Raw genomic sequence first — 14,324 nt, forward strand, 5'->3', positions numbered from 1 at the left:
GGGTGAGATGAAAACGGTGTTTTCATCTCATTATGAGATTATTTTAATGCCATCTCAACTTGGCCAAAATGCGCAATAACTTCAACAATTTCAAGTTCTGCATCTTCATAATGCGTTTTCTCAGTGAAACCAAGTTTAGCAATCGCCTGCACTGTTGCTGGGTGCACTAATAGGTCTTTCGCATGATAACAAACAGGATCGCTGTACTCAGGTAATTTACCATCTTCATGGTAACCAGATTCAATCTCTTCTAGAGGCAGCGTAGGAATAATGTCAGCAGCTTTATCAAGCGCATCTAAGTAATCTTTACACTGTGGATACTTAGTCACAAAATCAGCTAATAAATCGCGCGAGGTAGCGACTAGGTTTGCAGATTCCTGTTCAAGATCTGTCGCAGATTTGTGTTCTCTGATGTTTGCTAACAGTGAAGTTGCCTGAGTTTTATATTGGCCTAGTGCATTGTCGTTTGCAGGTGCTTGTACTTCAGTCTTGGCCGCTTGTGTGCTTGGTTGTTCTGAACATGCAAATAGCGCTAAAGCTGCGCATGCAATTCCTAGCTGTTTATACATATAATCCTCAAATTCATTATTATTGATAACAATTCTCATTATACAGCCTTGTCATCATTTTGAAACAGAAAAGGCCACAATAAATGTGGCCTTCTTGATTCAGATCGAAAATTGAATTTTACCCTAACAGTCAGCTAACAAGCATAACTGCATAGGCATTTATTAAGGCATTGCGTCTAAATCCGCACCTTCTTTTTCAACTTCAACTGGGATCAGATCCTCTTTGCTCACACCCATTGCCACCGCAACAGAGCTCGCAACATACACTGATGAATAGGTACCAATGAATACACCAAATAACAACGCCGTCGCGAAGCCATGAATTGTTTGGCCACCCCATACAAACAGAGCGATCAATACAAGTATGGTTGTAATAGAGGTAACAAGTGTACGGTTCATCGTTTGCGTGAGTGAAATATTGATGATTTCTAAGGTGTCATCAATACGCACTTTACGGAAGTTTTCACGGATCCTGTCAGATACAACAATGGTGTCATTCAGTGAGTAACCTATTACCGCTAAGATTGCCGCTAAAATCGTTAAGTCAAACTCAAGTCCAAGTAGCGAAAACAGGCCCATTGTTAAGATCACATCGTGGAAAAGTGCCGCAACCGCGCCTACTGCAAAGCGCCATTCAAATCGAAATGCCACATACACCAAGATACATAAAAGTGCAGTCAGCATCGCAAGACCACCCTGCTCTTTTAAGTCTTCACCAACACTTGGGCCAACAAACTCAATTCGGCGCATCTCAACACTGCTATCTGCCAGCTTTAGTGCATCGATAAGTTGGTTACCAATGGTTTCTGCTTTGACATCTTCACGTGGTGCAATGCGAACCAATACCTCTTGGCTTGAGCCAAATAAGGTCACAGCCGCATCTGCAAAGCCATTTTCAGCCAACACTTTACGGATTTTAGGTAAGTCAGCTGGTTGTGAGAAGCCTACTTCAACCGCGGTACCGCCAGTAAAGTCCAAACCAAAGTTTAAACCTTTCACCATAAATGACGCGATAGAAGCCAAAATCAAGACCGCTGAAAATGCCATCGACAACTTTCTTGCCGACATAAAGCGAATAGTGCTCGATAATTTTAATAATTGCATGCTCGCTCCTATATCGACAGTTTCGTGATGCGTTTACCGCCGATGAAGGCATTGATCACGGCACGAGTACCAATGATCGCTGTAAACATTGAGGTTAAAATACCAATCGCAAGCGTCACTGCGAAACCAGCAATTGGGCCTGTACCCACTGAGAACAAGATAACCGCTGCAATTAACGTGGTAATATTGGCATCAAAAATCGTGCTGAATGCGCTGTCATAACCGTAATGAACAGCCTGCTGTGGACTTCTGCCATCAGCTAGCTCTTCACGAATACGTTCAAAGATTAGTACGTTCGCATCAACGGCCATACCGACGGTTAATACGATACCCGCAATACCAGGTAAGGTTAGGGTTGCACCACTGATCATAGACATCACACCGACGATCATCACTAAGTTAGCCGCAAGTGCTAAGTTTGCAACAATACCGAAACCCTTGTAGTACATCAGCATGAAACCAAGCACAAATGCAAAACCTAATACCACAGCTGTCATACCCGCTTCAATGTTCTCTTGGCCTAAGCTTGGTCCAACAGTACGCTCTTCTACGATTTGAATTGGCGCAACCAATGCACCCGCTCTGAGTAGTAAGCTCAAATTGTGGGCTTCAGCTGGATTATCAATACCAGTAATACGGAATGAATTGTTTAAACGAGATTGGATCGTCGCGACGTTAATGATTTCTTCCACCTTAATAGGCGGTAGTGCTTTGCCATTCTCATCTTTTTTGCCAGAAGGTTTATACTCGATAAATACCGTGGCCATGCTCTTACCAATCGCACGTTTGGTAAAGGCATTCATCTTCGCGCCACCTTTGCTATCAAGGTTAATGCTTACCTGAGGACGTTGATATTCATCCATACCAGATTGTGCACCTGTAATGTGAACACCTTCAAGGACCACTCGCTTTTTCAGTACAACAGGGTAACCGTCTTTGTGATATAGCACTTCACTGCCAGCCGGCACTCGGCCCTGTGTAGCAGTACGTGTATCTGCCCTATCATCGACTTCACGGAACTCGAGTGTCGCGGTTGCACCTAGGATCTCTTTAGCGCGCGCCGTATCTTGTACACCAGGTAGTTGCACGATAATACGCTCAGAACCCTGTCTTTGTACGTTTGGCTCAGCAACACCTAACTGGTTAATACGGTTACGAATAATGGTTTCATTTTGCTTGATAGCATAGTCGCGTAATTCACGAACTTTCAAATCACTTAAACTAGAGAAAAACGCCAGTTCGTTACTGCTGTCGTTAACAAAAACATTGCCGGGGTAGCGCTTTTTCAAAAAGCGTTCAGCGGCCTTTTTGTCTTCAATAGAGCGCATCACCACCTGAACGCGGTCGCTATTTGCAACTTCACGGATAGTACGATAACGAAGTTTTTCGCCGCGCAAATCGCTCTTATAATCTTGCTCCATTTGCTCACGGGCTTTGCCTAATGCCGTTGCCATGTCTACTTCCATTGTGAAGTGAACACCACCACTGAGATCCAAACCCAACTTCATTGGATTTGCACCAATGTTCTTGAGCCAGTCTGGTTGTGCTGGAGACATGTTAATAGCCGAAATGTAGTCTTCGCTCAGTGCGCCACGCAGGATATCCTGTGCTTTAAGCTGATCTTCTACATTCTTAAAGCGAATGAGAACTTGCCCTTCTTCTAGGACAGCAGATTTGATAGGTAGATTATTGTCTTGAAGTGTTTTATTTGCTTGATCAAGTACGCTTAAATCGGCGCTGGCCCCTTTCTTACCTGAAATCTGTATGGCCGGATCCCGACCATACATATTAGGGGTGGCATAAAGAATGCCAACGGCCAAAACAGCGAGCACAAGCAAGTATTTCCACATTGGATACTTGTTTAGCACTGGATTATCCCTTTGTTATTGTTATAGCGACTTCATTGTACCCTTAGGTAAAACGGCTGCCACTGCTGACTTCTGTACAGTTACTTCAACTTGATCATTCAGGGCAATTACCACGAAATCTTTGTCTTCTGCAACCTTCGAAACTTTACCAACTAGACCACCTGACGTTAAGACTTCATCGCCTTTACCAAGTGCACCCATTAGATCTTTGTGCTCTTTCACACGTTTGGCCTGCGGACGGTAAATTAAGAAATAAAATACCAAACCGAAAATAGCCAACATGATAAGCATTTCCATACCACCACCAGCTGGCGCGGCTGCCGCTGTGCTTGCTTGGGCACTAGAAATAAATAAGCTCATTGCTCTTCCTCATTTAATTTTTATATAAAACTTTATTCTGCTTCTACATCAGCAAGTGGCGGCACTGGCAGCCCTCTGCGCTCATAAAAGTCAGCGACAAACTCATCAAATGTCCCTTCAGTCAGGGCATTTCTCATACCTTCCATCAAACGCTGATAGTAACGTAAGTTGTGGATAGTATTTAAACGCGCACCTAAAATTTCATTACACTTATCTAGGTGATGCAGGTACGCACGTGAGTAATTTTTACATGTGTGACAATCACACTCCGCATCAAGCGGACTTGTATCTGTTTTATGAACAGCGTTACGGATTTTAATCACACCATCGGTAACAAACAAGTGTCCATTTCGCGCGTTACGCGTGGGCATAACACAGTCAAACATATCAATACCACGACGAACAGCTTCAACCAAGTCTTCTGGTTTGCCCACGCCCATTAAGTAACGAGGCTTTTGTTCTGGCATTTTATACGCACAGTGGTCAAGGATCTTAACCATCTCTTCTTTTGGCTCGCCCACTGATAAACCACCTAAGGCATAGCCATCAAAGCCGATGTCTTCTAGCCCTTTTTGCGATTCAGCACGCAATTCAGGGTACATACCGCCTTGAATAATACCAAACAAAGCAGATGGGTTATCACCATGTGCTTCTTTAGAACGTTTTGCCCAACGAAGTGATAGCTCCATTGAATCTTTCGCTTCTTTTTCCGTTGCAGGGTATGGGGTACACTCGTCAAAAATCATGACGATATCTGAGCCCAAGTCACGCTGTACTTCCATTGCTTTTTCTGGAGACAACATGATCTTCTCACCGTTCACGGGAGACTTAAACAGCACGCCTTCTTCAGAAATCTTACGCATTGCACCTAGGCTGAACACCTGGAAACCGCCTGAATCAGTCAAAATTGGCTTATCCCAGTTCATGAAATCATGCAAATCACCGTGCTGCTTTATGATTTCAGTACCAGGGCGCAGCATCAAGTGAAAAGTGTTACCTAAACAAATATGTGCACCAGTGTCTTTTAGCTCATCTGGCGTCATACCTTTTACTGTGCCGTAAGTGCCTACAGGCATAAATGCAGGTGTTTCAACTACACCACGATCAAATACTAAACGCCCGCGACGTGCCTTGCCATGCGTACAATCTAATTCAAATTTCATAACTACCTCGCGTCGGAAAAACAGTCCAACAAAACTCAACCAATGACCCCTACTAATAAACAGGCCATGTAAACTGCCAGATTCTACCAATAAAGCCCGAGCAATTCTAATATTGGGGCTAAAAAGGGATAAATAAAGTCACAAATCAAAAAGCGTTGGTTGTAAATATAAAAAAACCGGCACTTGGCCGGTTTGTAAATTCTATATTACTGTTTTTTAGTCAAAAACATAGCATCACCATAACTAAAGAAGCGATATTTTTGTGCAATCGCCTCATGGTACGCATTCATGATGTGCTCTTGCCCTGAAAAGGCACTCACTAGCATAATCAAGGTCGATTCTGGCAAGTGAAAGTTAGTGATCATCACATCGACCACATTGAACTGGTAGCCAGGGTAAATAAAAATGTCCGTGTCGCCATAGAAAGTCTTTAACTCTCCACCATGTACCTTTGCGGCCGACTCTAAAGAGCGTACCGACGTTGTACCAACGGCGATAACACGGCCACCACGACTTTTACACTTAGCCACAGCATCCACAACGTCATCAGGTACTTCAATATATTCAGAGTGCATGTGGTGATCATTGACGTCATCAACACGGACAGGCTGAAAAGTACCGGCGCCAACATGCAAGGTCACAAAGGCCATCTCTACCCCCTTGTCTTTAAGCTGCGCCATTAAATTATCGTCAAAGTGCAGACCCGCTGTAGGTGCAGCAACCGCCCCTGGCTTTTCTCCATATACGGTCTGATAGCGCTCTTTGTCACCTTCTTCGTCAGGTCGGTCGATATAAGGCGGTAATGGCATGTGGCCGATTTCATCTAGGATCGTCAGAACTGAGTGCTCGCCTTTAAACTCTAATTCAAAGAGCTCGCCATGGCGTGCAACCATAGTAGCATGCGCTTTGTCTTCTAAAATCAACTCTGCGCCTGGCTTGGGAGATTTACTTGAACGAACATGCGCAAGTACTCGATGTTCATCTACAATGCGCTCAACCAAAACTTCTACCTTGCCACCTGTGGACTTTTGCCCAAACATACGAGCAGGGATCACCTTGGTATTATTGAAAATAATTAAGTCTTCAGGCTCAATCAGATCAATAATATCTTTAAAGATCTTATGTTCTAATTCGCCGTTATTTCCATTAAGTGTTAACAGGCGACTACTGGTACGCTCGGCTTTAGGGTGACGGGCAATTAATTCATCAGGAAGTTCAAAGTTAAAGTCAGCAACGCGCATATAAAACCTCATATCGTGCAATTAGGCGGCAAGTCTAGTGCTGCAAGATGACGAAATCAAGCAACAAGCATGATCTATTCATACTTTTTCACCTCTTGTCAGTTGTGATAAATAGCTTTACTCTACTAACAGTTTTGCATGTATTAGTTCTTTTCAAGATATCCGAAGTCCGCTTTCTATACTGCCAAAAAAGCAATATAAAACATGCAAATAAGTATTCATGGGCAACATTTAAAAACTTAAAACATGGGTTTGGGGTCGTAACGCCATGGCTAAACAGCTTACTCTACTACTTGTCAATGCCGATCATGGTGAGCGTCAAACCGTAATAAGAACGTTACAAAAGCTAAATGTATTTCAAATAATAGAGCAAAGCGACACACAAGCTGCTTTACAACTGCTAAAAAAGCAAGCAGTTGATCTGGTCATCAGCGGACTGAACGTAGGTAAAATTGATGGCTGGCGGTTCTCTCGAATGATCCGTTCAGGGTTACTCAAGACCCCAAAAAACACGCCTATTGTTCTGATCCCTCCTACCTATTGTGAACGCATAGCTGAGACCACGGCTAGAAGTTACAGCATCGATGCAGTGCTGCCGTTAGAAAGGCATGACGTACTGCCGCAAGTTCTGGCCAATGTTCTGTCGACTCACTTAGAAAAAAGCAGCCGACTGAATTTACTTCTGTTAGAACCCAATAGCAAAAAAGCTGCAAATATCAGCGATCACCTTGCTTTAAGTTTTAGCTGTAATACAGTATCAACCGAAAATGCTGCGCTCTCCGAGTTTTTACAAAACGATTACTCCATTGTATTACTCGATGCAACATCTACCCGGGCAGAAAGCACCAAAGAGCTGGTGGCGAATATTCTCCAACATAAGCCGAGTCAAGCGATTGTAACTATCATTGATAGTCGAAATGCCGATTATGCTGAGCAATTGCTGCTTTTGGGCGTAACTGATTTTATTAGAGCCCCCTATAATTTGTCTCTATTAAGCAAGGTCTGTGATCATGCTGCAAGACGTGAAGACTTTATGGTGAGCTATGCTGAGTTTGCCAACAAAGTTGAGCAGCTCAGCCGTAGAGAGCAAAGTTATAAAGAGCTCTTCTCTGCGCACCAACGTATTCTTTTACATCTAAACACCGTTGTACTTGAATTAGACGCCACTGGGTGCATACGCTTTATTAACCCGGCTTGGGAGCACCTCACTGGACGCAAACTTAAATCAACTTTGGCCACAAAGCTCAGAGAGTATGTGCACCCAGATCACCTTGCAGCTTTAAATACGGCCATAGCAGATGTACTCAACGGTCCACACGCATCCAACGTCGAATTACAATTAACACACCAATCAGGCGCTGCAATTTGGGTAGAGTGTCGTTTTCAACTCATTAAAAATCAAACAAATAGCGCCTCGATCACGGCGACCATTGATAATATACATGAACGAAAAGAAGCTGAATTACAATTACGCCATTTAGCATTGCATGATACGCTTACAGGCCTGCATAACCGTTATTACTTTGACCAACAGCTAAACCATTTCTGCAAAGAGGCCATGCAAAATCTCGATACAGAGCATGCATTAATCTACATTGATTTAGACCATTTTAAGATCATTAATGACAGTAAAGGCCATCAGCAAGGTGATATTGTACTCCAAGAGGTTGCTCAACTATTTCGCGCTCATATTGCCCAAGAACATCTTATTTTCCGTATAGGCGGCGATGAGTTTGCGATTTTACTCAAAAATACCCGCTTACTTGATGCCCATATGATCGCAGAGGGTATTTGTAGCGCCATTGAAAATCACCAATTTCACTCTGAAGAAGCCAGCTACACAATCAGTTGCTCAATTGGTTTAACTTTAATTTCACCAAGCAATTGCGATCCAAGTGAATGCCTGAAGCAATCTGACATCGCACTTTATATCGCGAAAAACCTTGGGCGAAACCTAGTTCATTGTTATACCAAAGAAGATGCTAAAAATAATACCTTACAAACAGGCTTAGAGTGGGGTCATAGTGTTCGAGAAGCACTTAAAAAAAATCAGTTTGAACTTCACTATCAGCCGATCTGGGATTTTAAAAACAATCAGATCGCGTATTTCGAGGCACTGCTGCGTCTTGAGATTGATGGTAATTTGGTTTATCCAAATCAATTTATACCCGCACTTGAACTACTCAATGATACATTTTTAATGGATCAGTCTGTGATTAGGGAAAGTATTCGAGCAGTAGCCAATTACCCTGAACTACACCAACTGTCAGTCAACCTCTCTGCTCAATCATTTCTCGATGAACGACTCATGCCACATATACAAGCTTGCCTGCGAGATTTTCAAGTGCCTGCACACTGCATTATTTTTGAGATCACTGAGTCTGCGAGTATCAATAACCTCAGTGCAACCCAGTCAATGATCAAGCAACTTAACCAACTAGGATGTCACTTTTCAATTGACGATTTTGGTACCGGTTTCAGTACCTTCAGTTACTTAAAACAACTGCCAGCACAGCACGTCAAAATAGATGGTTCATTCGTGCGTGACATGTTAAACGACCCGATTGACCTCGCTCTGGTCAAAGCAGTCAATGATATCAGTCATTCGCTAGATAAGTGCTCTGTTGCAGAATATGTTGAAACTAAAGAAATTTTTGATGAGTTAAACAAAATTGGGGTCGACTATGGCCAAGGTTACTTCATTTCAAAGCCACTCCCAATCGAGCAACTTAAGCATCAATTAGAAACTATTTTATCCCTAAAAACAGCATGCTAATCAAAACGGGGAAAAAAGTCGCTGCAGTCGATTAAAAACTCAACTATAATAAAAGCTCGCAATGAATGTCTTCTTTTTTAACTTATATACATATAAGTAGAAGACATGCAATGGATTTGAGCACATCTCGTAATGGAATTCGGGGAGATAAGTATGTTTCAGTTTATTCTGTTTCTATCACTGGTGCATTGTTTGATCACACTACAATGTTACCGCTGCGCCAAACAAAAAGGGTATCCAACTAAGCTATTCACGGTATTAGGATTTGTGCCGTACTTTAACCTAGTTGTATGGGTATACTTATTATTTTTACCCAATATTATGTCACAGAGCAAGCTCACTTCGACTTAAGCAATGATTTCATGCTACACAAAAGCAGTGCTATTGGCACTGCTTTTTAATAAACTCACCCACTTCATTACTAAACAACCTAAAGTCGCGAATTCTACCTGTGGTCTTGCGCCACAAAAGACCTATTTCACGGTATGCATCCGCTTGAGGCGCTAGCGTTACCATAGGCTTCCCCTCTAAAATACCCGCATTGAGCGCCATTTGAGGTAAAAAAGTCACGCCATTTTGGTATTCAACCATACTCAGCAGCGTATGCAGATTCGCAGCTTCAAACGGGTTAATACATTCACTGCGAGTCAGATTACATGCACTCAATGCATGTCCTGTCATACAATGCTCACGCTCTAGTAAAAACACACTGTCTTTAGGCAGCAAATTAAAATCCTCTAGCACTTCAGGGATCGCATAGCCTTGATGATGAACCAAAGAGAAATGATCCTTAGTCAAAATCTGCGTATGGAATTTATCGGTTCTGTATGGCAGCGCCAATATGCCCATATCAATTTGGCCATGCTCCAACTTATCGAGTAGCCTATCACTGGTATCCTCGACCAATACGAGTTGAAGGTTTGGGAAAACCTCTTGGCAGTACTGGTACAAGGGCGCAGCAATAAAGCTCGCAATCGTCGGGATTAACCCCAATACAAGCTTGCCAGACAATGGGTTTTTAAAACTTTTCGTTAACTCAACAACGCTAATTGAATCATCAATGATTTTCTTCGCTCGCGCGACAACTTCTTCACCCACGTCCGTAAACATCAAGCTGCGATTTTCACGCTCAATCAGCTGACAGCCAAGCGTTTCTTCCAAATTTTGGATCGCACTACTGAGTGTAGATTGACCCACAAAACATGCCTCTGCAGCACGACCGAAGTGCTGCTGCTGATGCACAGCAATCAGATATTGTAATTGTTTTATACTTGGTAAGTTATTCACTGATATACCCATAAATAAAAAGACCCCAACACCAATGGCGCTGAGATCTTTTCAAGCTAAAAGTCTGTTTTTTTGTTAAACGCCGAACGCGCTTCTCAAAATATAGAATATAACAATAGCAAGGGCTGCACCGACTGGCAATGTGATTACCCAAGAAACCACAATGTTTCTGATCACACCCATATTAAGTGCTGCTATTCCACGTGCCATACCAACACCTAAAACGGCACCTACTAATGTTTGTGTCGTCGAAATAGGCAAACCAGTACCTGAAGCGATAACAACCGTTGACGCCGCTGCAAGTTCAGCAGCAAAACCACGGCTTGGTGTAAGGTGCGTAATACCTTCACCAATGGTTTTAATTACTTTTTTACCTAATACGGCAAGACCAACTACGATGCCTAAACCACCTAGTGGTAAGATCCACCAAGCAAGCTCAGCTTTTTTCGCCATTTCACCGTTGTTTTCTACAATATTTACAACCGCTGCTAATGGACCAATCGCGTTTGCTACATCGTTTGAACCGTGTGCAAAAGCCATACAACACGCTGTTAGAACCATTAATACAGCAAATACTTTCTCAACATTATTGAACTGCATCTGCTTATCTGCATTTGGATCCATCTTCATACGTGCAATAAACACTTTACCAATTAAACCAATCAATACTGCAATACCAATCGCAAGCGCATAGCCTTCAACAGTACCTAGGTTAATACCGATGTGCTTTAAACCCTTTTTGATCGTAACCAAAGACATTACGAAGCCAGCTAGACCCATGTAGAAAGGCACAAAGCGCTTTGCATTAGTAAGCGGTTTATCTGTATCAAAGATCAGCTTTTGCGCACTCATAAAGATAAGGTAAGCAATGAAGCCTGAGATTGCAGGCGTTACGACCCAGCTACCTACGATACCAGCAACTTTGCCCCACTGAATAGCTTCGCTACCTACAGCAACCAAAGCAAAACCAATGATTGCACCAATAATGGAATGCGTTGTAGATACCGGCCAGCCCAGTGCTGACGCTAATAACAGCCAAGTACCTGCAGCGAATAGTGCCGAGATCATACCTAACACCATTAATTCAGGGATGTCAGCAAACGGGGCTGCATCAATGATCCCTTTACGGATCGTCGACGTTACTTCACCACCTGCTAGGTAGGCACCAGCAAATTCAAAAATCATCGCAATGATGATTGCCTGCTTGATTGTAAGGGCTTTTGACCCTACTGAAGTACCCATGGCGTTTGCAACATCGTTTGCACCAATACCATAAGCCATAAAGAAACCAACTGCCGCTGCGATGAGTACTAACATCGAGCCATGAGAAGCAATGATATCCATTGAAAAACCTTTAGTGTTTTTTAAACACTGATTATGTATTTATACGCTTATCTCGTCACACTCTTGATTATGAGAACACATATAAATAGTTATTAAACAAACACAACACCGCCGCTCTCTAGTCTAGGCTTTGAGAGTAACAACGGTGTACTTCTTTATAAACTATCGCTGATAAATCAGCGTGCTAACATTACCTCGAGGCGAGCACCAACACGCTCCGCGATATCAGCTAATTCCCCTACCCACTCGATGATCTTGTATAAAAACATCACATCTACCGGGTTAAGATCAGCTTCAACTTGACGAAGTTCTTGGCGAATTCTAATTTGCATGTCATCAGTATCTTGTTCAATGGCATCAAGCTCACTCAACATTTTCTCGACTAATACAACCTCACGACCTCTAAAGCCTGTTTCTAACAGCTCATCCAGCTCGTTAATCGCTTTAGAGGCTTGTTTCGTTGCATCAACACAACGAGATAGGTATGCAACAAACTCTTTTTGAATCGATTCGGGGATCACCATTTCACGGCCAACGACTCGACCAGCGATGTCTTTGGCTTTATTGGCGATTTTATCTTGATGGGTAATAAGTTCCAGTAAATCAGTCCGTTCAACTGGCATAAATAGGCCGCGAGGCAGCTGAAGACGTACTTCTCGCTTAAGCGAATCTGCTTCACGTTCTAGGTTACGAATATTAACGCGAAGTGCATCCGCTTCAGTCCACTCCCCTTTGAAGACATGTTCAAAGAACGGGATCAAGCTTTCACTGGCTTGATGCACTATCTTGATGTGCTCTTCAATCGGCTTTATAGGAGATTTTGCAAAGACTCCTAAAAACGCATTACTAGGCATAACTGACCCTTAAATCATAATTATATGCATGTGCAAAGGCCAAGTTTACAGCATTAACCGAAATTGTGAACGATTTTTATCGTGAACTTGGGATTAATCGTCCAATTTATTCCGACTAATCCCTTATAAACCTATAAACTCTTTTCGATATCTTCTTGAGAGGTATGGCGAATATCTTTACCGTTGACAAAATAAATGACATATTCAGCGATGTTTTGACAGCGATCGCCAATACGCTCTAGTGAACGTACCGACCAAACTAGGTCCATAATTTTTGGAATAGAACGCGGGTCTTCCATCATATAAGTCATAATTTGGCGAGTAAGCGCTTCATATTCTCTATCTACTTTGGCATCTTCTTTATGCACTTCAAATGCACGCTGTGCATCCATTCGTGCAAAAGAGTCCAGCACATCATGCAGCATTTTAGACACTAGGCGACCCATGTTTTCTACATTTACCAACAGGTGCTGCTGATCTTTAGTAAATGAATCAAGTGCGACTTTGGCGATACGTTCCGCTTCGTCACCAATACGCTCCAAGTCCGCAATCGTTTTAGCAATCGCGACAACCAATCTCAAGTCACTGGCTGCTGGCTGTCTTTTAGCAATAATACGCGTACACTCTTCATCAATGTTTACTTCCATCGCATTGACTTTGTAATCATTTTCACTGACTTTACGCGCTTTGTCCGCATCACTAGTGCTTACGGCATCCAGTGCAAGGTTAAGTTGCTGCTCAACCAGTCCACCCATACTTAATACATGATTTCTTACGTTTTCTAGCTCTTCATTAAAGCGGCCAGAGATATGCTTATTAATATTGTGTTCCATCTAAAACCCTACCTTTGATAACAACCCCAACAAGTTGCCCAGTATGTGGGCAACCACACTGTCATAAATTAGCCGTAACGACCTGTGATGTAATCTTCAGTCTTCTTCTTCGTCGGTGTTGTAAATAGTGTATTGGTATCTGAATACTCAATGAGCTCGCCCATATACATGAACGCAGTTTGATCAGATACACGTGCAGCTTGTTGCATGTTATGCGTAACAATAACAACAGTATACTTATCTTTTAAATCATTGATGAGTTCTTCGATAACCAGTGTTGAAATCGGGTCAAGTGCCGAGGTTGGCTCGTCCAGCAGTAATACTTCAGGCTCAATGGCGATGGAGCGTGCTATAACTAGACGCTGCTGCTGACCACCAGAAAGACCAAATGCACTGTCATGTAGACGGTCTTTCACTTCATCCCAAAGTGCCGCACCGCGCAGTGAACGCTCTACAACTTCATCAAGTTTACGCTTGTCTTTAATACCTTGCAGGCGAAGGCCGTAAACGACATTTTCATAAATAGACTTAGGGAAAGGGTTAGGTCTTTGGAATACCATACCCACGTTGCGTCGCAGTGCCGCAACATCAACGCTTTTATCATAGATATTTTGCCCTTGAAGGTTAATTTCACCCTCAATGCGGCATGTATCGACTAAGTCATTCATGCGGTTGATACAACGCAATAACGTTGACTTACCACAACCTGATGGGCCGATGAACGCGGTTACTTGACCCTTTGGGATCAACATGTTGATTTTACTCAGAGCTTGCTTATCACCATAGTAAAGGTCAAGGTCTTTGATCTCTAAAGCGGTTTGCTCTGGGCTCAAGTTGGCAAGATCTAACTTAGTATTAGCATCTGCGTTATTTACTTGTGGCGCTACTGTAATCATAAAAGGATACCTATTTCAAATCTGTACTA

General features: G+C 42.7%; 13 protein-coding genes. 2 read left to right on the forward strand and 11 right to left on the reverse strand.

Going from position 1 to position 14,324, the window contains the following annotated elements; genetic code table 11:
• Window positions 1-38: 38 nt before the first annotated feature.
• The 6 genes from L1077_RS05960 to queA form a co-directional block, all read right to left on the reverse strand.
• Complete coding sequence (locus L1077_RS05960; RefSeq protein WP_237135998.1) at window positions 39-608, reverse strand: hypothetical protein; 570 nt, start codon at window positions 606-608, stop codon at window positions 39-41.
• A 123-nt stretch (window positions 609-731) separates the two neighbouring features.
• The gene (secF, locus tag L1077_RS05965) at window positions 732-1,673 is read right to left on the reverse strand and encodes a protein translocase subunit SecF (protein WP_237135999.1); all 942 of its coding nucleotides are present in this window, start codon (window positions 1,671-1,673) and stop codon (window positions 732-734) included.
• An 8-nt stretch (window positions 1,674-1,681) separates the two neighbouring features.
• The gene (secD, locus tag L1077_RS05970; protein WP_237136000.1) at window positions 1,682-3,541 is read right to left on the reverse strand and encodes a protein translocase subunit SecD; all 1,860 of its coding nucleotides are present in this window, start codon (window positions 3,539-3,541) and stop codon (window positions 1,682-1,684) included.
• A gap of 21 nt (window positions 3,542-3,562) precedes the next feature.
• A complete protein-coding gene (gene yajC, locus L1077_RS05975; protein WP_237136001.1) occupies window positions 3,563-3,901 on the reverse strand; it encodes a preprotein translocase subunit YajC in 339 nt (112 codons plus the stop codon).
• 32 nt (window positions 3,902-3,933) lie between these two features.
• Window positions 3,934-5,064: a tRNA guanosine(34) transglycosylase Tgt gene (gene tgt, locus L1077_RS05980; RefSeq protein ID WP_063361509.1), complete on the reverse strand. Its 1,131-nt coding sequence runs from the start codon at window positions 5,062-5,064 to the stop codon at window positions 3,934-3,936.
• 206 nt (window positions 5,065-5,270) lie between these two features.
• Complete coding sequence (queA, locus tag L1077_RS05985; protein ID WP_237136002.1) at window positions 5,271-6,305, reverse strand: tRNA preQ1(34) S-adenosylmethionine ribosyltransferase-isomerase QueA; 1,035 nt, start codon at window positions 6,303-6,305, stop codon at window positions 5,271-5,273.
• A gap of 268 nt (window positions 6,306-6,573) precedes the next feature.
• Here queA and L1077_RS05990 point away from each other — a divergent pair, with 268 nt between their 5' ends.
• Entirely contained in the window at window positions 6,574-9,081 is a 2,508-nt protein-coding gene (locus L1077_RS05990) for a GGDEF/EAL domain-containing response regulator (protein WP_237136003.1), read from the forward strand.
• Between the two features lie 153 nt (window positions 9,082-9,234).
• On the forward strand, window positions 9,235-9,432 hold the full coding sequence (locus L1077_RS05995) for a hypothetical protein (RefSeq protein WP_237136004.1): 198 nt from the start codon (window positions 9,235-9,237) through the stop codon (window positions 9,430-9,432).
• Between the two features lie 30 nt (window positions 9,433-9,462).
• Here L1077_RS05995 and L1077_RS06000 read toward each other — a convergent pair whose 3' ends face one another.
• The 5 genes from L1077_RS06000 to pstB all read right to left on the reverse strand — a co-directional run bounded on the left by L1077_RS06000 (window position 9,463) and on the right by pstB (window position 14,295).
• The gene (locus L1077_RS06000) at window positions 9,463-10,368 is read right to left on the reverse strand and encodes a hydrogen peroxide-inducible genes activator (RefSeq protein WP_237136005.1); all 906 of its coding nucleotides are present in this window, start codon (window positions 10,366-10,368) and stop codon (window positions 9,463-9,465) included.
• A 75-nt stretch (window positions 10,369-10,443) separates the two neighbouring features.
• Window positions 10,444-11,712 (reverse strand): inorganic phosphate transporter, encoded by a 1,269-nt coding sequence (locus tag L1077_RS06005; RefSeq protein WP_063361506.1) that lies wholly within the window; start codon window positions 11,710-11,712, stop codon window positions 10,444-10,446.
• Between the two features lie 176 nt (window positions 11,713-11,888).
• On the reverse strand, window positions 11,889-12,566 hold the full coding sequence (locus L1077_RS06010; protein ID WP_063361505.1) for a TIGR00153 family protein: 678 nt from the start codon (window positions 12,564-12,566) through the stop codon (window positions 11,889-11,891).
• Between the two features lie 131 nt (window positions 12,567-12,697).
• Window positions 12,698-13,399, reverse strand: a complete 702-nt coding sequence (phoU, locus tag L1077_RS06015) for a phosphate signaling complex protein PhoU (protein WP_063374480.1) — start codon at window positions 13,397-13,399, stop codon at window positions 12,698-12,700.
• A 68-nt stretch (window positions 13,400-13,467) separates the two neighbouring features.
• On the reverse strand, window positions 13,468-14,295 hold the full coding sequence (gene pstB, locus L1077_RS06020) for a phosphate ABC transporter ATP-binding protein PstB (RefSeq protein WP_039608306.1): 828 nt from the start codon (window positions 14,293-14,295) through the stop codon (window positions 13,468-13,470).
• Between the last annotated feature and the right edge of the window lie 29 nt (window positions 14,296-14,324).

The sequence above is a fragment of the Pseudoalteromonas luteoviolacea genome, from assembly GCF_021654285.1.
GTDB lineage: Bacteria > Pseudomonadota > Gammaproteobacteria > Enterobacterales > Alteromonadaceae > Pseudoalteromonas > Pseudoalteromonas luteoviolacea_J.

Excerpts from the sequence above, each read along its gene's own strand:
- L1077_RS05960 (WP_237135998.1), bottom strand. The coding sequence starts at position 608 with ATGAGAATTGTTATCAATAATAATGAATTTGAGGATTATATGTATAAA.
- tgt (WP_063361509.1), bottom strand. The coding sequence starts at position 5,064 with ATGAAATTTGAATTAGATTGTACGCATGGCAAGGCACGTCGCGGGCGT.
- queA (WP_237136002.1), bottom strand. The coding sequence starts at position 6,305 with ATGCGCGTTGCTGACTTTAACTTTGAACTTCCTGATGAATTAATTGCC.
- L1077_RS06005 (WP_063361506.1), bottom strand. The coding sequence starts at position 11,712 with ATGGATATCATTGCTTCTCATGGCTCGATGTTAGTACTCATCGCAGCG.
- phoU (WP_063374480.1), bottom strand. The coding sequence starts at position 13,399 with ATGGAACACAATATTAATAAGCATATCTCTGGCCGCTTTAATGAAGAG.
- L1077_RS05995 (WP_237136004.1), top strand. The coding sequence starts at position 9,235 with ATGTTTCAGTTTATTCTGTTTCTATCACTGGTGCATTGTTTGATCACA.
- L1077_RS05990 (WP_237136003.1), top strand. The coding sequence starts at position 6,574 with ATGGCTAAACAGCTTACTCTACTACTTGTCAATGCCGATCATGGTGAG.
- pstB (WP_039608306.1), bottom strand. The coding sequence starts at position 14,295 with ATGATTACAGTAGCGCCACAAGTAAATAACGCAGATGCTAATACTAAG.
- yajC (WP_237136001.1), bottom strand. The coding sequence starts at position 3,901 with ATGAGCTTATTTATTTCTAGTGCCCAAGCAAGCACAGCGGCAGCCGCG.
- L1077_RS06010 (WP_063361505.1), bottom strand. The coding sequence starts at position 12,566 with ATGCCTAGTAATGCGTTTTTAGGAGTCTTTGCAAAATCTCCTATAAAG.
- secF (WP_237135999.1), bottom strand. The coding sequence starts at position 1,673 with ATGCAATTATTAAAATTATCGAGCACTATTCGCTTTATGTCGGCAAGA.